The sequence below is a fragment of the Glycomyces amatae genome (genome assembly GCF_020991375.1).
GTDB classification, from domain to species: Bacteria; Actinomycetota; Actinomycetes; order Mycobacteriales; family Micromonosporaceae; genus Glycomyces; species Glycomyces amatae.
In genome coordinates this window covers 1-20,560 of sequence record NZ_JAJLQZ010000042.1, presented here as the reverse complement: position 1 = coordinate 20,560, position 20,560 = coordinate 1, and the positions used below count along the sequence as shown (strand labels likewise).

General features: G+C 68.0%; 17 protein-coding genes and 2 CRISPR repeat arrays. Of the genes, 13 read left to right on the top strand and 4 right to left on the bottom strand.

The window, feature by feature from the left end:
- Positions 1 to 59: 59 nt before the first annotated feature.
- Positions 60 to 1,858: direct repeats of the CRISPR family, unit length 29 nt; unit sequence CGGTCCACCCCCGCGTAGGCGGGGAACCC.
- A gap of 275 nt (positions 1,859 to 2,133) precedes the next feature.
- The 9 genes from cas3 (at position 2,134) to LO763_RS28205 (ending at position 12,949) form a co-directional block, all read left to right on the top strand.
- Positions 2,134 to 4,959, top strand: a complete 2,826-nt coding sequence (cas3, locus tag LO763_RS28245) for a CRISPR-associated helicase Cas3' (protein ID WP_230792064.1) — start codon at positions 2,134 to 2,136, stop codon at positions 4,957 to 4,959.
- 72 nt (positions 4,960 to 5,031) lie between these two features.
- On the top strand, positions 5,032 to 6,606 hold the full coding sequence (gene casA / locus LO763_RS28240; protein WP_230792052.1) for a type I-E CRISPR-associated protein Cse1/CasA: 1,575 nt from the start codon (positions 5,032 to 5,034) through the stop codon (positions 6,604 to 6,606).
- A 46-nt stretch (positions 6,607 to 6,652) separates the two neighbouring features.
- Complete coding sequence (gene casB / locus LO763_RS28235; protein ID WP_230792042.1) at positions 6,653 to 7,252, top strand: type I-E CRISPR-associated protein Cse2/CasB; 600 nt, start codon at positions 6,653 to 6,655, stop codon at positions 7,250 to 7,252.
- A 10-nt stretch (positions 7,253 to 7,262) separates the two neighbouring features.
- Positions 7,263 to 8,402 carry a type I-E CRISPR-associated protein Cas7/Cse4/CasC gene (cas7e, locus tag LO763_RS28230; protein ID WP_230792039.1) on the top strand — a complete coding sequence of 380 codons (1,140 nt, stop codon included), beginning with the start codon at positions 7,263 to 7,265 and terminating at the stop codon, positions 8,400 to 8,402.
- Complete coding sequence (gene cas5e / locus LO763_RS28225; protein WP_230792037.1) at positions 8,402 to 9,148, top strand: type I-E CRISPR-associated protein Cas5/CasD; 747 nt, start codon at positions 8,402 to 8,404, stop codon at positions 9,146 to 9,148. The genes cas7e and cas5e overlap by 1 nt, the downstream gene beginning before the upstream one ends.
- Positions 9,145 to 9,828 (top strand): type I-E CRISPR-associated protein Cas6/Cse3/CasE, encoded by a 684-nt coding sequence (cas6e, locus tag LO763_RS28220; RefSeq protein WP_230792028.1) that lies wholly within the window; start codon positions 9,145 to 9,147, stop codon positions 9,826 to 9,828. The genes cas5e and cas6e overlap by 4 nt, the downstream gene beginning before the upstream one ends.
- Positions 9,825 to 10,805, top strand: coding sequence for a type I-E CRISPR-associated endonuclease Cas1e (gene cas1e, locus LO763_RS28215; protein WP_230792026.1), 981 nt, complete (start codon positions 9,825 to 9,827; stop codon positions 10,803 to 10,805). Before cas6e ends, cas1e begins: the two co-directional genes overlap by 4 nt.
- A 1-nt stretch (position 10,806) precedes the next feature.
- The gene (cas2e, locus tag LO763_RS28210; protein ID WP_230792024.1) at positions 10,807 to 11,151 is read left to right on the top strand and encodes a type I-E CRISPR-associated endoribonuclease Cas2e; all 345 of its coding nucleotides are present in this window, start codon (positions 10,807 to 10,809) and stop codon (positions 11,149 to 11,151) included.
- Positions 11,152 to 11,194: 43 nt separating this feature from the next.
- Positions 11,195 to 12,565: direct repeats of the CRISPR family, unit length 29 nt; unit sequence GGGTTCCCCGCCTACGCGGGGGTGGACCG.
- Between the two features lie 111 nt (positions 12,566 to 12,676).
- Entirely contained in the window at positions 12,677 to 12,949 is a 273-nt protein-coding gene (locus LO763_RS28205; RefSeq protein WP_230792022.1) for a hypothetical protein, read from the top strand.
- A gap of 128 nt (positions 12,950 to 13,077) precedes the next feature.
- Here the strand turns inward: LO763_RS28205 and LO763_RS28200 are convergent, their stop codons facing one another.
- Positions 13,078 to 14,343, bottom strand: a complete 1,266-nt coding sequence (locus LO763_RS28200; protein ID WP_230792020.1) for a hypothetical protein — start codon at positions 14,341 to 14,343, stop codon at positions 13,078 to 13,080.
- Positions 14,344 to 14,631: 288 nt separating this feature from the next.
- Here LO763_RS28200 and LO763_RS28195 point away from each other — a divergent pair, with 288 nt between their 5' ends.
- Complete coding sequence (locus LO763_RS28195) at positions 14,632 to 15,891, top strand: hypothetical protein (protein ID WP_230792018.1); 1,260 nt, start codon at positions 14,632 to 14,634, stop codon at positions 15,889 to 15,891.
- Here the strand turns inward: LO763_RS28195 and LO763_RS28190 are convergent, their stop codons facing one another.
- Positions 15,892 to 16,935: a DNA cytosine methyltransferase gene (locus LO763_RS28190; protein ID WP_230792009.1), complete on the bottom strand. Its 1,044-nt coding sequence runs from the start codon at positions 16,933 to 16,935 to the stop codon at positions 15,892 to 15,894.
- Positions 16,935 to 17,906 (bottom strand): DNA cytosine methyltransferase, encoded by a 972-nt coding sequence (locus LO763_RS28185; protein ID WP_230791999.1) that lies wholly within the window; start codon positions 17,904 to 17,906, stop codon positions 16,935 to 16,937. Before LO763_RS28185 ends, LO763_RS28190 begins: the two co-directional genes overlap by 1 nt.
- 264 nt (positions 17,907 to 18,170) lie before the next feature.
- On the opposite strand from LO763_RS28185, the gene LO763_RS28180 reads away from it, so the two are divergent.
- From LO763_RS28180 to LO763_RS28170, 3 genes are all read left to right on the top strand, one after another.
- A complete protein-coding gene (locus tag LO763_RS28180; RefSeq protein WP_230791997.1) occupies positions 18,171 to 18,359 on the top strand; it encodes a hypothetical protein in 189 nt (62 codons plus the stop codon).
- A 377-nt stretch (positions 18,360 to 18,736) separates the two neighbouring features.
- Positions 18,737 to 19,471, top strand: coding sequence for a hypothetical protein (locus LO763_RS28175; RefSeq protein ID WP_230791994.1), 735 nt, complete (start codon positions 18,737 to 18,739; stop codon positions 19,469 to 19,471).
- A 78-nt stretch (positions 19,472 to 19,549) separates the two neighbouring features.
- Positions 19,550 to 19,771 carry a hypothetical protein gene (locus LO763_RS28170; RefSeq protein WP_230791991.1) on the top strand — a complete coding sequence of 74 codons (222 nt, stop codon included), beginning with the start codon at positions 19,550 to 19,552 and terminating at the stop codon, positions 19,769 to 19,771.
- 95 nt (positions 19,772 to 19,866) lie between these two features.
- Here the strand turns inward: LO763_RS28170 and LO763_RS28165 are convergent, their stop codons facing one another.
- Positions 19,867 to 20,421, bottom strand: a complete 555-nt coding sequence (locus LO763_RS28165) for an Imm21 family immunity protein (protein WP_230791982.1) — start codon at positions 20,419 to 20,421, stop codon at positions 19,867 to 19,869.
- Between the last annotated feature and the right edge of the window lie 139 nt (positions 20,422 to 20,560).

Here is a 20,560-nt window from a genome sequence, read left to right as displayed (position 1 = left end):
GTCCACCCCCGCGTAGGCGGGGAACCCGAATTCCCGTCTCATGGTGCTTATCGAGGAGACGGTCCACCCCCGCGTAGGCGGGGAACCCGCCGTCGCGCTGTTTGACCAGCGCGGCATATCCGGTCCACCCCCGCGTAGGCGGGGAACCCGTGCGCCCGGAGCTCCCCGGTGCAGTCCTCGGCGGTCCACCCCCGCGTAGGCGGGGAACCCTGCCCTGTGACCTCCGTGGAACTCGTTGTCGCCGGTCCACCCCCGCGTAGGCGGGGAACCCTTGACCCAGTCGACCAAGTCGCCGAGCTTGTTCGGTCCACCCCCGCGTAGGCGGGGAACCCGCGAGGTTCACGCCCTTGACGGCGGCCTCGGCCGGTCCACCCCCGCGTAGGCGGGGAACCCTCCTCGACGGGATGGACCGTGTGCCCTCGGTACGGTCCACCCCCGCGTAGGCGGGGAACCCTCCTACTCGGGTTCGAACCCCCACGACAAGCACGGTCCACCCCCGCGTAGGCGGGGAACCCGCACCCACCGATCCCGACCAGATCGCGCCCGGCGGTCCACCCCCGCGTAGGCGGGGAACCCGGTCTGTTCGCTCTGGCGGTGTTGGTGGATGACGGTCCACCCCCGCGTAGGCGGGGAACCCGTTATGCCCTTAGCCGCGCAATCTGGGCACGGCGGTCCACCCCCGCGTAGGCGGGGAACCCGTCCGCCCGGGCAGGGTCTGGCCCGTATAGACCGGTCCACCCCCGCGTAGGCGGGGAACCCCTGAAGCAGATCGCCCGCGACGTCGAGAAGAGCGGTCCACCCCCGCGTAGGCGGGGAACCCCGGGCCATGGCCTTCCAGTCGGTCTCCTCGGCCGGTCCACCCCCGCGTAGGCGGGGAACCCAGGCGCGCGCCGCGGGCGTCGGCCTCGATGATCGGTCCACCCCCGCGTAGGCGGGGAACCCGGGCCCCGCCTCTCCGGCATCGTGACGGTGACCGGTCCACCCCCGCGTAGGCGGGGAACCCGGATTCGGGAGTGGGGTCGGCGGTGTAGCGGCCGGTCCACCCCCGCGTAGGCGGGGAACCCCCAGGGGTCGAGCGGGACATACAGCCGGATGGCGGTCCACCCCCGCGTAGGCGGGGAACCCGTCGTGGTCGAAGCGGTCCATGAGGGTGGTTCCGGTCCACCCCCGCGTAGGCGGGGAACCCCGGCACCACGTTCCAGGTCCCGGGCCTGTGGCCGGTCCACCCCCGCGTAGGCGGGGAACCCGACCACCTCAGCACCGTCGACCCGTTGACCACCGGTCCACCCCCGCGTAGGCGGGGAACCCGTGAAGCGGTTCGTCTCCAACGTCGTCCGGTACGGTCCACCCCCGCGTAGGCGGGGAACCCGTCCCCGCAGAGGCCGTGAACAGCAGCTCGTCCGGTCCACCCCCGCGTAGGCGGGGAACCCCGTCCGTCCGTAGCCGCCGACAGCCCCGATGCCGGTCCACCCCCGCGTAGGCGGGGAACCCCCGCCGCCGAAGCACTCCTCGCCATCGGAGTGCGGTCCACCCCCGCGTAGGCGGGGAACCCAAGGGCCTCCAGTACGTGCTCCAGGACGCGGGCGGTCCACCCCCGCGTAGGCGGGGAACCCATGCCCTGACGGGGAGCGGTGGCCTGACGGGGCGGTCCACCCCCGCGTAGGCGGGGAACCCCTGCTGGGTCTCTTGCTGGCGGGCGAGTTCGTCTGGTCCACCCCCGCGTAGGCGGGGAACCCAACACCGACGGCATCAACCGGATCATCGTCGGCGGTCCACCCCCGCGTAGGCGGGGAACCCGGAAACCCTCTCGACCCCCACCAGGGGCCTGCCGGTCCACCCCCGCGTAGGCGGGGAACCCTCTTACTGACCTGCGCTTATAACGAGCCTTTACCAATTTGAGACAAAAAACGGAGGATGGTTTCGCTCAGCAGTTCGGTCTGGCTAGAAGCCGGATGCGTTGCCATTTCTCCAAGATACGGCAACGAAGTGCGCCAACGGCTGGCATCGTCGCCATCGGCAGTAGGCAGAGCCCTAGCTGGGGTCGGTGTTCGATGGTTTCTCACACTGATAGTGGAAGTAGTTGTCGCACTGGTGGTTTAGGTTTCAAGAGACGAGGCGTAGCTGAGGAGTCGCATGGAACAGCACCTGGTGAACAAAGTGTCGTTGACGTTGTGGGGCAAGTCGAAAGGGCTTGCCGAGCCCTATAGCCTAATCCGTCATCTGTTGGACACGGCGGCCATGCTTGAGGTGTTGTGGGATCACTATCTTGACGGTAACCAGCGGCGCGTGGTCGCTCGTGGTCTCGGCAGCGCGGCCGACCTGGCACAGGCACGCGCGACCGTGGTGTTCTGGGGTGCGCTGCACGACATCGGGAAACTCGCTGTCGGGTTCCAGTCGTGTGATCCGAAGGCGTTCGCGCGACTGGATCCGGCGCTGATCAATGATCTTGGGGCTGCGGCGGATTCGCGTATCGACCATGCTCGAGCCGGGATGCTGGCGGTGACGACGTTGATGGCTGGCATGGGCTTCGACGATGATGCTCCGGATGGCCCATTGGCGCGCCTCGCAGAGATCATCGGGGGGCACCACGGGCGGTTCCGGCCAGTGGAGGATCAGTGGTTCGGCGACTCGGCGTTTAACAGTTGCCTGGGCGGACCGAGTTGGGACGCGCAGCGCCAGCTGCATGTGTCGACGCTTCATGCGATCCTAGGGGCGCCGCAGGCGCCAAAGACCTGTTCGACTCCGGCGGCAGTGCTGATCACCGGGCTGGTGATCCTCGCTGACTGGTTGGTCAGCCAGAAGCATTATCTGCGGGAGCGGCAAATGAACCTTGCCGATAACCTTCACAAGCATGTGGATCAGGCGCGTTCGGCGGCCCTGCCGCTGCTGGAGGAGGCGGGACTGCGACCCGTGCGCCTGACCGCTCCGGGATTCGCGCACGCTCATGGTGTGGCAGCCCCGAATCCGCTGCAACGGTCGATCGTAGAGGACCTGCCGTCGCAGGTGACCGCAGGTGAGGCGGGGATCCTGGTCGTGGTGGCCGCGACCGGTGACGGTAAGACCGAAGCCGGCCTTGAAGGAGCCCGGGTATTGAGTGAAGCGTCAGGAAGCGCAGGCCTGGGCTACTTCCTGCCCACTATGGCCACCAGCGACCAACTCCATCAGCGCATCAGCGGCTATATCGAACGATGCCTGCATGAGGGCGACCGCAGCAGGGGCGCGGTCGCCCTCACGCACAGCATGGCGTGGCTGGGCCCAGCCTATGCCGATGACGCAGTAGTCCTCACCGATGAGGACCCGGGGGCGGCGACGGCGAAGCGTATGGCGCCGCGGCAGTGGCTCCGGGGACTGAAACGTGCCTTGCTGGCCCAGTTCGCGGTCGGCACCGTGGACCAAGCACTGCTCGGTGTCCTTCCCGTTGCCCACAATGCGCTGCGCATGCTCGGGTTGTCAGGGAAAACGGTCATTATCGACGAAGCCCACGCGTACGACCCGTACATGCAGGTGCTGCTGGGGCGGCTGCTGCATTGGCTGGGCGCATACGGTTGCTCGGTGGTGCTGCTGTCGGCGACGCTGCCGCAGTCGGTCAGTGCCGCGTTGATCAAGGAGTACCTGGGCGGTGCCGGCGTGGCGGGCCCGGCGGTGCGAGAGCAGACGTTCACGGTGCCGTATCCGGGCTGGTTGTACGTGTCGGCGGCCGGGAACCCGTCGCAGATCACTGAGCCACGTCACCGCGAGCAGGCGGCAGCGCGTCACAGCGCGCTGGTGACCGTGCCGCGGCCGGTCCAGCACAGGAGCCCGGGCGGTGCCGCCGACGGCGATACGCGCGCTGCAGCCCTGTTGACGGAACTGGAGCCGCTGCTGGGGGAGGAGGGCGGCTGCGCGGTGGTCGCCTGCAACACCGTCCCGGATGCGCAGGCGACGTTCACGTTGCTGCGTGCGGCGGTGGAGCGTCGCGGGCTCGCCGCGGACACGGTCGAATTGATCCATGCGCGGTTTCCGGGCGTGGTCCGGCAGGAGAAGACTGCGCGGATCAGTGCCGAACTGGGGCGCAGCGGGCCTCGGCCGCACCGGCGGATCATCGTCGCCACGCAAGTCCTGGAGGTCGCCCTCGATCTCGACGCCGATGTGATCGTCAGCGATCTGGCGCCGTTCGCGCAGCTGTTGCAACGCGCGGGCCGCTGCTGGCGCCACCAACAGTGGTGGGCTGCGCATGGGTTCCCCGGCGGCCGCGGCCGTCCCGCCTGGTCGACCGGGCCGCGCCTGGTGGTGCTCGACCCGCTCGACTCCGGCGGCGTGCCCCGCCACTGGGGCGGCGACGACGGGGTGTACCCGGCGTTCCTGCTCGAGGCGACCGCGCGGCTGCTCGCCGCGCAGGAGGGGACGCCGATCCGGATTCCGCAGGCGGTCCCCGGCATGGTCGAAGCTGTCCACGGTGTCGATGACCGGTTCGATTGGGACCAGCCGGATGCGGCAGCGTCCTATTCGGCGTTCATGGGCACGGTCCTGGCTGAGCGGGCCCTTGGCGGGACGATGGTCATCCCTCGCTGCGGCAGCGTCCTCGAGCTCGCCGACTTGCACCACCGGCCGTTGGACGAGGAGCGGGCTTCCACACGACTGGGGTCCGACGGCGTCCGGGCGCTGTGCTTGTTCGAGCACGATAACGGCAGCGTCAGTCTCGACGCGGCCGGATCGCACCCACTGTCCGATGCGATGCTGCGACGTTCGCCTACAGTGGAAGCGGCGCGTACCGTCATGGGTCACACCATCCCGGTCCGCGCTGACTGGCTCGGCACGATCGGCGACACCGAACTGCCCCCGCCCGCCTGGCGCGACCACGCTGTCATGGGCGACCTCGCGGTCCTGCGGCACCACGTCGTCGACGGCGCTGCGCAGCCGGTGCGCCTCACCCGCGGTGATTTCCGGTTGGACCCCGACCTCGGCCTGGTCCGCGAATAACTACCTGCCCGTCCCTCCCCACGACAGCCGCTTCACCTCGCCGGCCGCGTGACCTCGCCTTCAAGGACCCTCATGCCCCGCTCGTTCTCGCTCGCCGATGAGCCGTTCATTCCCGTCCGCTATCTCGATGGCGTGACCGCCCGTCTCGGTTTGCGTGACTTGTTCACCCAAGCGGCAACGATCGCCGACATGGAAGCGCCCCATCCGCCCGCAGCGACCGCAATGCTGCGGGTCCTCTACGGCATGGCCTTCCGCATCGCCGCCCGCATGACACCCGCCCTCGCCGATACGGCGGTCGCCGCCGACCCGAGGCAGTGGCTGCGTGAACGGAACACCGTCCTGGCGCAAGGACGATTCGACCACGGCCACGTCAACGACTACTTCGATGCGGTTGTCTCTGGTCTCGACCTGTTCGACGCGGCCCGTCCCGCTTTCCAGGACCCGCGATTGGCCGACGAATGCCGCGACATCAAAGGGAACCCGAAATCGTCAGGGGTGAACAAGCTCGTCGCGGGCCGCCCGACCGGTGTCAACGGGGCGATCCTGTTCGGGCACGGCACTGATGCCGCACCGGCACCAGTGGACCCGGCAGCGGCGATCTGGGAAGTGCTGACCCAGCGGTACTTCGGCCCCGGCGGGCAATGCACCGCTCGCCGCCTCGGCACCGGTAAAGACGGTAACGGGCTCATCGGGCCGCTGCGGGCGGCCGTCTCCTTCCACCCGTGGGCGCCGGACCTGTTCACCACGCTGCTGCTGGGCCTGCCCTGCCCTGACGCCGACCAGGCTGCCCTCAACCCCGACGACCCGTTCCCCTGGGAACGAGCCGACCTGCCCGACCCCCTCGCACCGGCGCCGCCGCTCTCCTGGCCCGCCGGCCTGCTGACCGGGATGACACGGCACGCGGTGCTCCTCATTCCCGACCTCGAAAGCAGCCAGATCGTTGACGCCTATGTCACCTGGTCGACCAAGGCCCCAGCCGGTCCAGTACTCGACCCGTACCTGATCGTCGACACCGGCCGTGACGGCAAGTTCCATGCCCGCTCCGCCGACCTCGACCGCAGCGTCTGGCGCGACCTGGATGCACTCATGATGGACCGCGCCGACAACGCCCGGCCCGCCGTGTTCCGGCACACGCGCTGGATCCCGGCCGCCCTGCGCTCACAGGTCCGCGTGCGCGCCTACGGTTTCGCTCAGGAACGCGCCCAGCAGCGCGACTTCGGCTGGTACAGCGCCACCACGCCACCAGTCCTGCAGTGGTTCCACGAGCACGACCCGGCGATGGCCGTCCGGTTCGAACAGTGCCGCATCGCCGCCGAAACGATCGGATCGGCCCTGGACCATGCCGCGAAACGAGCGTGGGCTGAAGTGGCCGGTCGCGACACGATCGACCGCAAGAAGCCTGGGCCCTGGGTATCACCGGCGCTGACCGGGTACTGGTCGGCTGCCGAGCACACCTTCTGGCAGCTCACACGACCGGGGAACACACGGCAACCCCACCGGGCCTTCCGCGACGACGCCGAGACCGCACTCATCGCCGCGATCGGCACCGCACGCCGCGACATCCGCGTCGCCCGCGCCTTCCGGCACGCCGTTGCCCTCCTGTGGCAAGCCGTCCCGAACCGGCCGCCGTCACCGCCCCAGCCGTAACCGACCACTCGTCACCCCCTCACTGACCAACTAGGAGTGCGCTGCCATGCCCACACCACCGCCACCAGGCGAGACGTCATCCCGGGACGCCAACCAGGCCTTCACCGCCAACGTCGAGCGGCTGTGCCGCCACGACAAGCGCGCCCGCGCCGACCTCCGCCGCGGCCTCGGACGCCGCTACGAGCAATCCCACGGCATGCACCGCCACCTCGTCCCCTTCATGTCCGAGCACGCCAGTTCATCAACGCGTCACGCCCGGTACACCGTCGCCGCACTCATCGCCGACACTCCCGCCGACGCGCCCGCGCCCTCCGAGGGCGACGCGACACCGACGAACCTAGGCGCGAGCCTGGGCCAAGCGGTGCGTCACGGCGCCATGAAACCCAATTCGGCCGAAGCGACCCTGCACCTGTTCACGCGACAGCACAGCGCCACCATCGCCCGCAGCCTGCCCGCGCTCGCCAGGCAGATCCGACGCTCCGGGGCTGCGATCGACTGGGGCCGCCTCGTCGACGACCTCACCTGGTGGGACCGCGACCGCGACCGGATCGCCACCCGCTGGCTCGACCACTACTACCGGGCCGTCCAGCCGCACGACGACCCCCAACCCGACACCCCCGACACCGACACCGGCTCCGACCAGTAAGGACCGCATCATGGCCCGTTTCCTTGAACTGCACGCCCTGCAAAGCATCCCGGTCGCCAACCTCAACCGCGACGACCTCGGCTCCCCCAAAATGGTCACCTACGGCGGCGTCGACCGCATCCGGATCTCCAGCCAAGCACAGAAGCGCCCCATCAGGCACGGCGTCGAATCCGACCTCGGCCAATTCGCCTTCCGCACCCGCCAACTGCCCAACCGGCTCCAATCGATGCTCACCGGCACCGGGTGGACCCCCGAGGCGGCCGCGTTCGCGTGGCAGCAGATCGCCGACACCGTCGGCAAGGAAGGCAAACAGCTCAAGTTCGAAATCAGCAAACAAACCGGCCTGCCGATCACCGCCGTGTTGCTGCTGCTGCCCGACACCGCCCTCGGCGAACTCGCCGACCTGTGCCAGACCCACCAGTCCGATCTCGAACGGGAACAGGCGACGAAAAAACCCGCGCAAGTCCTACCCAAAACCGGCGTCCTTGACATTCTCAAGAGCCGCAACGTCTCCATCAGCATGTTCGGGCGCATGCTCGCCGAGGTCCCCGGCGCCAACGTCGACGGCGCCGTCCAGATCGCCCACGCGTTCACCACCCACGCCGCCGAGCCCCAACGCGACTACTTCACCGCCGTCGACGACTGGCTCAGCGGCGACGAAGACGCCGCCGGCACCGGTCACCTCGACACCGCCGAATTCAGCGCGGGCGTCTTCTACCGGTACGGGTGCCTCAACCTCGACGACTTCCTCAAGTACCTCGGTGACGACCACGAGATGGCCGCCCGGGCTGTCGCTTCCTTCGCCGACCACTTCTTGATGACACTGCCGCAGGCGAAGAAGAACAGCACCGCCCCCCACACCGTCCCCGACCTCGCCTACCTCACCGTTCGCGACCGCAGGCCCGTCTCGTTCGCGGCAGCGTTCGAAACCCCCGCGCGCCCCGCACGCGGCGGCGGCATCGCCGGACCCTCCCGAGACGCCTTCAACGCCTACGCCGCCGACGTCCACCGCCTCACCGCAGGGCGCGGTCTGTGTTTCGGCGGTCACGTCACCGTCGGCACCGACACCTACGCACACCTGAACGAACGCTTCGACTCCTATGCCGGACTCATCGACGCCGCCGTCCACGCCCTGATGCCGCAGCCGTGATGACCGACAGCATGATCCTGCGCCTGGCCGGACCCCTGCAATCATGGGGGGAGCGGTCCACGTTCACCGTCCGCGACAGCGCCGGTTTCCCCACCCGGTCAGGAATCCTCGGCATGGCCGCCGCCGCCGAAGGCCTCGACCGAGCCACGCGACCGCCCGGATACGACGACCTTGCACTGACCTGCCGCATCGACCGGCCCGGGAGGCGCACTGTCGACTTCCACACCGCCGGCGGCGGCTACCCGCGCGAAGGCACCGCCGCGACCGCCGGAGGCCAACACAAGGACGCCGCCGTCGTCAGCCACCGCCACTACCTGTCCGATGCGGCGTTCACCGTCGCCATCACCGGACCCGCACCGATTATCGCCCGTATCGCCGCAGCGATCGACCGCCCCCATTGGGCGCCGTACCTCGGGCGGCGGTCGTGTCCGCCCGACGAGCCGCTCCTGCTCGCCCGGTCCGTTCCCGACGTCGCACACGAACTGCGCACCACAGTGCCACTCGCGGCCCGTACCGGTCGGCGCCGCGGCGCCGCGACCGTGCCCGTCGATTTCATCTGGGAGCAGCCGCCCACCGGTGGCGCGATCGCCATTGATATCGCCGACCAGCCTGGGACCGGCCCTCGCCAGTTCCGCACCCGCCGCCTGTGGCGCACCACCGAACACCTCCCGGCCGCACTCATCCCCGACCCGGGCGAGACCCGCGAGCGCCTCCTCAACTACGCGATGGAGCACCTGACACGATGACGATGCTGTTCCTCGCCCGCATCAGCCTCAACCCCACCCACCGCGACGTCCAACGCGACCTCGGCGACGCCGCACAGATGCACACCACACTCATGCGGCTGTTGCCCGACGGCATGGGCGCCGACCCGCGCAAACAAGCGAACCTGCTCTTCCGCGTCGAGAACGGCCCCACCGGCACCACCGTTCTCGCCCAGGCCACGCAACCGCTCCACCCCGAACGGCTCCCCACCGGGTACGCCACCGCCGACGTCAAAGACATCACCGGCCTCCTCCATGCGGTCCAGAAAGGCACCGCCGTCCGCTACCGCGTCGACCTCAACCCGACCAAGAGCGAGCGCCGCAACACCCCTACCACCGACGCGCCCGCGTCAGGGCGCCCGCCGCGGCCCCGAGGCACCGTCCGGGCCCTGAGCGGACCTGCCGCCGACACGTGGTGGCGACAACGCGCCGCCGACAGCGGCCTCGACCTCCACACCCTGCTCCCCACCAACCCCGCATGGCCGCCGCGACGCAACACCGGCGCCGACCGCACGACCATCCAATTCACCCTGTGCCGCTACGAAGGCATCGGAACCATCACCGACCCCGACCGGCTCCGCATCGCCCTCACCGAAGGCATCGGCCGCGCCAAACCCTACGGGGCGGGCCTCCTGAGTCTCCTGCCCGGGCGAACGCCATGACCGGAGCACCACGCGACCCCAAAGCCCGCCTGGCCGCACCGAGCCTGGCGATGCTGCCGCGCATCGGCGACTCGCTGTCGTTCCTGTACCTCGACATCGTCCGCGTCGTCCAAGACGACACCGGCGTCTGCGCCCAGATCACCACCAAACGCGGCACCGACACCGTCTATCTACCGACCGCAGCACTCTCATGCCTGCTCCTGGGGCCCGGCGCGTCCATCACCACACGCGCCCTCGCCACCCTCGCCCGACACGGCACCACGGTCATCTGCACCGGGTCAGGCGGCGTCCGCACCTACGCTGCCATCACCCCCGAAGGACTCACCACCACGTGGCTCGAACACCAAGCCACCGCATGGGCCGACCCCCAGAAGCATCTGGCGGTAGCGATCCGTATGTACGAGTACCGCTTCAATGAAACCGTCCCCGATGGCGCCACCATCGAACGGCTTCGCGGCCTCGAAGGCCACCGGATGAAAGCGTTGTACCGCCTCCTCGCTCAACGCCACCGCCTCACCCCCTTCAAACGCAGCTACAACCCCGAAGACTGGGACCAACAAGACGCCGTCAACCAGGCGCTGTCCTCCGCGAACACCTGCCTCTACGGCATCGTGCACGCAGCGATCCTCGCCCTCGGATGCTCACCCGCCCTCGGATTCGTCCACCAAGGCAAACAACACGCCTTCGTTTATGACATTGCCGACCTCTATAAGGCCGAACTCACCCTCCCGCTCGCGTTCGCACTCCACGAATCCACCCATCCCGAAGCCGACGCCCGCCGCAAACTCCGTGAACAGCTGCGGCTCTTCCGACTCCTACCCCGCATCGTCGGCGACATCCAGCGCTTGCTTGCACCCGACGAGAAATCAGGCACGTTCGACGAACGCAAGCCCACCCGCCTGGTCCATCTTTGGGACCCCAAGACCGGAGCAGTCCCCGCAGGGGTCAACTACGGCGACGAAGACGAAGCAGCTTGACATGCCCTCCATGATGGTCCTCACCACCACCGCTGTCCCTCCGCACTTGAAAGGCGCCTTGAGTCGATGGACCATCGAGGTCGCCCCTGGCATATTCGTCGGGACCGTTTCCGCACGGGTGCGGCAACAGCTATGGGAGCTGACCGAACAGACCGTTGCCGATGGGGCAGCGGTGCTTATTCACCCGGCTCCGAACGAGCAAGGGTTCACCATTAGGACCGCAGGTACTCGACGGCGACAACCTGAAGACTTCGACGGGCTCACCCTGATGCGTTTCACCGCACCGCCAACCGACACCATGGCCGACACGGTCCCCTATGAGAGCGAGTGGCCCGTTGAATTTTGATCACAAAACCGCAACGACTCACTGAAGCTGCAGGTCAAGAAGAGGGTTCCCCGCCTACGCGGGGGTGGACCGACGATCGCGTCCCTGATCGCGTTCCTCATCGGGGGTTCCCCGCCTACGCGGGGGTGGACCGTACGGGCTAGTGCTCACCGGTCCTCCTCGTCGGGGTTCCCCGCCTACGCGGGGGTGGACCGGGCAGGCGATCGACGGCGCCCAGAAGCTCCACGGGTTCCCCGCCTACGCGGGGGTGGACCAGGATTCGGCCAGTCATGGACCTACGCTACGACGGGTTCCCCGCCTACGCGGGGGTGGACCGCCCTGCCCGCCCTGGAGGTCATCGAGCGGTACGGGTTCCCCGCCTACGCGGGGGTGGACCGATCGTGGGCAGCAGGTCGTCCCAGCGGGTGTTGGGTTCCCCGCCTACGCGGGGGTGGACCCAGTAGGCCAAGGCGACCTCCTTCTGCCACCGCGGGTTCCCCGCCTACGCGGGGGTGGACCGCCGCCGTACACGTCGCTTGTGACCTTGATCGAGGGTTCCCCGCCTACGCGGGGGTGGACCGTGCGGGAGCGGGAGGTCCTGCTGGGCTTCGAGGGGTTCCCCGCCTACGCGGGGGTGGACCGCAACCTGCTGCGGGACCGCAGCGCTTCCGCAAGGGTTCCCCGCCTACGCGGGGGTGGACCGGTGGGAACCTCTCGTCCGTCCGAGGTGCGCCGGGGTTCCCCGCCTACGCGGGGGTGGACCGCACGGTAGCAAGTGGCGAATCCGAGACCTGGTGGGTTCCCCGCCTACGCGGGGGTGGACCGGCCACCCCGAGCACCGGAGCCCCGACGAGCAGGGGTTCCCCGCCTACGCGGGGGTGGACCGATCCCGATCGGCGGGGCGATGACCGGCGACACGGGTTCCCCGCCTACGCGGGGGTGGACCGGCCACCCCGAGCACCGGAGCCCCGACGAGCAGGGGTTCCCCGCCTACGCGGGGGTGGACCGATCCCGATCGGCGGGGCGATGACCGGCGACACGGGTTCCCCGCCTACGCGGGGGTGGACCGCCCGAGGTCTACACCGGCCCGAACCCGCACGAGGGTTCCCCGCCTACGCGGGGGTGGACCGAGGTCCAGTACCGGGCCGCGGACAACGCCGACGGGTTCCCCGCCTACGCGGGGGTGGACCGCTGCGTCACCAGCGGGTGCCAGTGCTCCGACGGGGTTCCCCGCCTACGCGGGGGTGGACCGTTCGGCGGCGCCATCTCCCGCGAGTCCATCGAGGGTTCCCCGCCTACGCGGGGGTGGACCGTCGCGCGCCAGCGAGGTTGTGCGTCACGGGTGGGGTTCCCCGCCTACGCGGGGGTGGACCGCACTCCGGTCCCCATTCGCGGTGTGCGATCCAGGGTTCCCCGCCTACGCGGGGGTGGACCGGAGGACGCTTGCGCGGCCCGCATGTCTCGCAGGGGATTACCCGCCACGCGGAGATGACGGCGAAGCGTGACGCTCTCGTGCCTTCCTCGACGACTGCGGTAGCGTGATCTGGTGAAACGCAAGCCTCTCATGAGTATTGCCGGTGCAGTCGTGCTTCTGGCCGGCATAGTGGCGCTCGTCGTGGTTCTTTCCCCACCGAAGCAACAGTCGTGCATCGAATGGCAGGAGGACGCGGGCTACGCGGCCGACTCGGTCGAGACCATGCTGGTCTGCCAGCGTCACGAGGACTCCGGCGAGGAGCAGCTGACCGAGGAGGAATACCGTGCCAAGGTCGACGACCTCTCGGATGACCTTGACGAACTTACGGACTTGTTCAACGGGTGAGCAGCCTGGATCGGTCCGTGCGACGCAGGCGGCAGGATGACGGCCCCGCCGCCCCTGCCGAGGGACGGACAATGGCCGCCAGCTCCCTTCTGGGCTTCTTCGGGAGCGCCCCGCCGCCACCTGCGAGCTTACCCGCGGCGGGTCCGCTCAAGCTGGTCACGAGTGAGAACCGTACCCGGCTCCCACGGGCGCTCGCAGAACCGCTCCAGCGCAGCCGGAGCGCGAAGCAGCTTCCCTGCAATGTCGGCGTTGATGTCGTCAAGGAGCGCATGGAGGACGTTCGCAAGCATCAGCGGGCCGCCGCCGTTGTAACCCCAGTTCACGTCCACTGAACCGGTTTCCGGACACAAGTACTTCGTGCCGTCTTCGCAGCGAATCCACACGCGGCCGGGCCAGAGTTCCACCCCGGCGAGTGGGGAGGACGTCGGCAGGCGCGACGGCACCGCCGCCCAATACGCTCCCTCATCGTTGTGCGCGACCACTGACTGCGTGAGCGGGTCGATCAGCGGCGTCACCAGCTGGTGCTCGTTGAACATGGCGAACCGTGCAGTCTTCACCGTCGGTTCCAGCCGAGCGATCCACTCCGCCGCGCCCGGCTCGTCACCAGCGATTGACGCAACCGTTGATGCCGGCAGCACCCGGGAATCCTCACCTTTCCTTTCCAACGCTATGAGCGCCGCGAACGCGTCGTCGTCGGCAAGGTCAAGCACATGCAGCCACCCGGCCTTCACCACTGCCGGATCAAGCGGCTCCGGTGCGACATAGGTTGCTGCCGGCACTGCCGCGAACACGATCGCTGCCGAGGCCGACTGGTGCTCCCGCACGAACGCAACGTCGTTCACCGCGCGTTGCTCGGCACGGGCAAGCATGCGGCGAGCGAAGTCCATGAGCGTCACATGAATTGCCGTTTCCGGAGCGTGCCGGGCTGCAAGACGCAGCACTGCTCCCATATCAATTTCCGGTTCGGCGGCGACGGTCCGCTGGGGTTCGCCGGGACGCCAGTTCGCCATGCCGGTCACTGTGCGCAGACCCGGCGCCCAATACGGTGCTGCCTGCCCGATGAGAGCGTTCAACTCGGACCAGTCAAGTTCGTAGTGGAAGCCGTCACCGGCCATGGTGAGGTCGTGAACGAACAGGTCAGGGTTGCCGTGCATGTTCATGCCGTAGCTGACGACGATAACGGCTCGGCACCAGTGGAACTGTTCAGCCCATGCACGCCACCGGAACCCGGAGCGCTCAATGGTGGGGTGGACGACTGCGATGGGGCCGTGCGGTGTCTCCCAGGTCTGGGCGATCCCGAAGTCGACCGCGAGTGTGTCGTGGAACTGCTGCGGTTCGGATGCGGGTGCGGCCTGGTCGAGCGGAACTGTCGGGGCGGGTTTGCGCAATGGCACGGAAACTCCTTGTGGTGGTGGGGAGCGACTGCGCTCAGGGTAAGGGAGCCGCTTCCGATGCGCATCATTCACTGCTGCAACCGAGTGTGGTGCGTCGGCGTGACGGAAGGGACTGCTTTGGCGTTTGGGGCAAAGGACCGGTGGTCACGGTTCCTAGGCCGAGCCACTGGTTCCCACCGAGCCAGCGCGGCACTGCCGGACCCGCTACGGTGAGAGTCCCCCTGTCGTTGCCCACACCACGATGCTGACGCAATCGCCGCGGTCTCGGCCTTGTTGCACGCGTTGCGTATGGAGATCATCCCTGTGGAAGTACTGCAGAAACTGGCACTCGCATGTGCTGTCGGTCTGGGCTCCCTCGTGTGGATGTGGATACTGCTGGCGTTTCCGGCATGGGTGTTCGGCTGGTGCTTGTCGACACTGCCAGCGCCAGTGGCGCGCCTGATCGGACGGTACGGCCTGCGCACTGCGGCTCGAATGTCAATGCGGGCAACGCTGGTGGCGTTGCGCGGCGACGGGACTTGGCAGTCGAAGACGGTGCCGCTGGGAGCATGGGGGAACGTACTGCTCGCATGCGCGCTGTCGACGGTGGCGGCAGCGTTCGCCTTGTACTGGGTATGGTTTCCATTCTCTGGAGAGATGAATAACGATGTACAACTCGACGTGGCCTCGATATTGCTCATTGCCTATGTCGGGTTCGTGTTGAGTCCGTTCGGCCTGCTGCTCGGCTTTGCGCGACTTGCCCGGCCGCACACACCCTATTGGTGGTATGCACCGCTGCCGGACGCCGGCGCATGGCGTGACCCGGTCAGTGCACTTGCGGCTGCGAGAGACCTGTACAAACTTCGTCTGCACTGGCAACTGGGCCTCATCGCCTCGTTCTTGATTTTCGTTGCGGTGTGGGCCCCGGTTGGGAACGATGTGGACGTCGACGAGGTGGGGTACTTCCTGGCGGGAATGTTCGCCATTCCGACGGCGTTGGTGTTGATCTGGGAAGCCGTGCTGGTACGCGCGTGCCGCTTGAACGGCTTGCGCCGCATTGCAGACGTGCTACGACCGCCATCACCAGGGCGAACGCCCAGGCGAGCCGATGCTGGTGCCCGTCGCCGGGGCGAGCTCCAAGCAATCATCGCGGCCCTTGAACGTTATGCCCGGAGACTGGACCGGGCCGGGCGAGGCTCGCAGCACCCGACAGCCAAGCTGCTCACCCTTGCTGCCGCCCACCTGCGCACCTACTTGACCGAGCATGCTTCGGTGCTCGCGAGCGTGCCTGCAGACGTCGAGGACACCCTGCGACGTACCGCAGTTGTCCTGTCGGGGACGACGAACATCGCGTTCCTGCAAGAGACCGAGGCATGCCTTACGGCTCGCGCCGCGGCACACGAAGCGACGGTGCGGACATCGCGGCGAGGCGCGTTGGTGTCCGCTGCTCTGGACGTGGCCGAGCGGACAGCTGGCGTCGCCATTCGTGTCGTGGCCGCTGGACTCGTACTGTGGCTGCTGCTATCGCAGCAGATGGCCGCAGCGGACCTGCTCTCGCGCCTGCCCTGATCACGGCACCAGCGGTCGCTGCGGGCAACATGGAGGTGGAATGTGGGTCTTGAGGTCCCACAGCGCCATGGACGCCTGCTGGGGCACGACACCGTTCCCCAGCAGGCGCAGTTCGGCAATGCGCGGCAGGCCGCGACCGGTCACCCAGCCGCCGGAGAGGCCCTGCATCCATTCGACGAACTGTGTCGAGGAGCGCAGGCCCCGCTCGGTCCGGATCGTCGGATACGGTGCGGCCCGGCCGGTCATGTGCTCCCATCGGGCGATCGCTGGCCCGTATGCGCCCCAGTCGACGTCGGTTTCTCGTGGGGGAGGACTGCGGACAGGCACGGGCGGCAGCCCGCACCCGGTCGGCGCTCCGCCGTTCCCGTAGCCGGCGGCACCCGCAGCGTCGGCAGCAGGGGCAGCGAGCACACCTCGGCCTGAAGGCTCCTGCCGTGCCGACCGGCTTCCTGACTCGGGGTGCGCTGGTACTGCCGGTCCTCGGCCGCCGAAGCCCGCGGCGTCGGCAGGAGCCTCATGTCGCCACCCGAGGAGGAACCACCGGTCCCGGCGGTGCGGAGCGCCGGCCCAGGACGCGCGATAGCAGCCCCAGACTGCATCGAACCCCAGCGCGGCCAGCGACCCGAGAACAGCGTCCATGCCCCGGTTGACGATGGCCGCCACGTTCTCCAAGACGACGTAGCGGGGTCGAATCCAGCGAAGGGCGTCGGCAATGTGCGGCCACAGCCACCGGTCATCAGCAGCTCCTTTCCGGTGCCCGGCGTTGCTGACCGGTTGGCAGGGGAACCCGGCGCAGACGATGTCGACGGGCGGGGTGCAGCGCCAGTCAACAGTGCGCAGGTCCCCGAAGTTCGGGACGCTCGACCAATGCGCGGCAACGACCTTGGCGGCATACGCGTCGTTTTCAGCGCACCAGTCCATCCTTGCGCCGAGGACGTGTTCAACGGCGATGTCGAGACCGCCGTATCCGGTGCACAGCGAGCCCAGCCGCAGCGGCGCCGGTGCGGCAGGCGTGTGACCGTATCCAGTTGCAGGGGAGCGCATCAGGGTCCTGCGGCACCCGCGAGCGACGATTCGTCCAGCACGGCCAAGAGGTCACCGGCGAGCGCGCGGTAGGCGAGCGCGGCCTGCTGCGGGACGACGCTGTTACCGATGAGCTTGTGCTGCTGCAGCCAGGTGAGCCTGGGCACGTCCGTCACCCAGCCGGGGGGCAGGCCCATCGCCCATTCAAGGAACTCGGTGCGCGGCTCGGTGCGTTCGGGCCCGCGGCCCCAACCGGCACGCCACTGCACCGGATGCGGGCAGGACCGGCCGGTCACCGTCTCCCAGCGCGTGACCGCACTCTGATAGCCGCCCCAACACCATCGGGCTGCCGGACGGTCATCGTGCCGAGGAAGTTCGACAGGTGCCGCCACGGGCCCCGAATCCAGCCCGCCACTTGACCGTGCATGAGCCGGATCGCCGGGGTGGCGACCGGTGTCGGCATGAGCGGGGGCGAGCAGCCCGGCCCGTTCAGGCCGCACTGCGGCGATGAACACCCGCATTCGTAGGTGCGGCGCTCCGGCGTCCGCTGCCGCCACGCACCGCCAGGCCCCCACGTACCCGCGTTCGGATAGACGGTCGATGACTGCCGTGAACGCGTCAGCGTGTTTGAGAAGCCCGGGGACGTTCTCGAAGAGGACCAGGCCGGGACCAGTCGCGTCGATGGCGTCGGTGAGATGGTCGATGAGCCACCGTTCGTCGCTGGTGCCGCCGCGTCTGCCGAGCGTGGAGAACGGCTGGCAGGGGAATCCGGCAACAAGGACGTCAACACGGGGGACCTGTGTCCAGTCGATGGCGGTGATGTCACCGAAGTTGGGGACGCGGGGATGCCGGTAGGCGAGGAGCGTGGAGGCGTGACGGTCGGCGTCAGCGCACCAGGCGAGGTCGGCGCCGAAGACGTCACGGGCGGCGAGGTCAAGCCCGCCAACGCCGGTGAACAGCGACCCAAGCCGGGGTCTGACATGTTCGGCCACAAAAGACGCCTCCGTATGCAATTATGTTGCGCCCCAACCTACCAGCAACACCACAACGCGGCAACAAGTTGCGTTCGCGCACGTCAAGTCAAGTGCCGGACGAGTAGATTCGGCGGTGACACTCCCGCTGCACGCATCATGAAAGGCCACCAGGTGACGCACTCGCCTCCCGCTGACACACTGCCGTCCACTGGCGATCGGGACCCGTTTGCCGCCCTACACCATGCACTCGACGCTACCGGGGACGCCGTCATCGATGCCGCTGTGCAACGCAATCAGATCACCGCACAGCGCGTGATCAGTGAAACCTGCACGAACATCACCATCCTGGCGCGCATTGCCGCGCACGCCTACGGCACCGCAACCGACCAAGCTCGCGTTGACGACGCCGTCAGCGCGCTCATCGACGCACTCCGTGCGATCGAGACACCGGCGCGACGTCGCGAACGCTAGCCGAGCCGCGGCTCCCGGGAAGCGGCGCTGAACGGGCCACGCCCACCGCCCGGATTGACCGGTGCCGCCGTGACGTGAGCAATCCGCTCCATTCAGGCGATGGCCACCTCCGCGGGCGCGGGCCAACCGTCGTTCCCAGCGCTCACATTCACGGTCCTCACCATTGCATTGCTCGCCAGCGGCATCGGCGCCTGCCTCCTCAACCCCTTCCTTGAGACCGGTGCAGTCCACAGAGCCAGACGTATCGACTTTGAGGGATCACCTACCAGGTGATCCCTCTTTCATGTTTGAAGCACTCATGATCGCCTGATGTGTGACTCCGCTTGCCGACTCCACCGAGGATCGGGGACTCCGCGCAGTCTCGCTAGTCTGCCCACATGGATCGATGGTCGGATGCTGATGAACGTGAGCTTGGATGGTTGATCGACGCCTGCGGAGGGGAGGAGCCCTCCGGGTTCGGACCCCCGCCTTATCCTGCAGGTCTTTGGATTCTGCATGCCATGTATGAGGTGGGACCTGATGAAAACGAGACGCTCTATCGAAGGCCCGACGATGACGAGGAAGGTGACGACGAACCGGGGTGGCCGGCCGACCCGGGACGAGGCTGGCGGCGGCTGCTTTGGCGGGAACTGGCCGAGCGGACGGGAGACCCGGTGATCGCTCAGCATGTGGAGCCCCAATATCGGGTGCCGTCGTTTCGCGCGTTTCACTCCGTACGGCAAGGCGATGGTTTGTGGGAGACGGTTCGGTGGCCGGACTGGGGCAGCTTGGACCGGGAGAGCTTCATCCGCCTCGCCGCGATCCTGCGGCAATTCTCCGGGCCGGACACGGTTGCTTTCGCCCACCTCCACTTTCTCGAGGAACCTCTAGCCGGCCTGCGAGTCCTTCAGGGTCGACTGGAAAGTCTGGAGGCACTCGAGTTGGTGTCGCCCTATCACAGTCCGGCGAACTTGTGGCCCGCCGATCGGTCTTGGCTGCTGTACACGGACTGGGATCTAGCCGGTACGAAGGTCTATGGTCCTCCCGAACTGCTGAAGATGATCGAAGAGGATGCTTTCCTCGAGACGGTGCGGCTACCGCTGACCGGTGATGAGCCAGACGGGCAACGCTGACGGATGATGCCGGGATTCGGGACAAACATGTTGGCAGGGCTCGACTGGGTACCTCATGCCTGGGCCGTGCAGCGGTTGATGCGTGTCTTCGAGGACTTCGTGTACGGCTTCGACTCGGGGTCGATGTGCCCATGGAGGCGGCGCACGCGCTGGTTCGCGGGCTTGACTCGCCGGGGCTCCGGGATCTCGCGGGGCACTCCCGCCGACTGGGTGTGCAACCCGCCCGTCGTGGACCTCTTCGATCCCGAGACCGCGGCCTGGGAGATCAAGGTACGACGAATTCGCGGCGGCCCGGCGTGAAGCTCTCACACTGCCGACCGACCGGCCAATGAGACGCTGTCCCGACCCGACCACGACTGCAGTCAAAAACTCCTGCCATTACTACTGGATTCCTGTCAGCGGTAGGTGAATCGGTGTACGACAGCTTCCGCAGAACCGTCCGCATTCACGACTCTCGCGGCTTCCACATGGCATTGGCCCGGCGGCAGGTCAATGACGACCGGGTTTCGCTCAGCGCTCCCTCCCGGGGCGTAGTCGCCGATCGGGCACACTGCATCGATCATCACTAGGCCACCAGACGGAACCTCCCAATCCAAGTCCGACTCCCATGGCGCGGTAGGCAGTTGGTCCTCGACCATGGCGAGCAGCTGCGCCTCGGAATCGGCGCAGCACCATCGGACGATGCAGCGACGCTCAGCCAGGAATGCCGAATCGAGCGGCTCGTCACCGAGCACCAAGGCGCGGTGCGCTCCGCTCGGGCCGTACTCGACGATGCCGTGGTAGCCCTCGACGCCGCAAGCGCGCCTGTAATCGCCCCAGTCGGCGACGTCATCACCAGCGAGCCGGTCGTCCGCGGCCCCATCCCACGCATCGGCCGTCGCCGCATGCAGCACCACCATCGGACCGCCATAGGTACCGATCCAGTCCAGGCCCATTGATGCAGAGGTCATGCCGAGGGAGCGTACATCCTCCAACCGACACTGCCGCCGAGGAACTGCATCGCCAGGAGCGCCACCTTTGCGGTGCCCGCAACGCCGTCAAATTCGCCCAGGTCGGTGCCGGCCTTGAAGGTGCCGCTCTTGGCGCCGT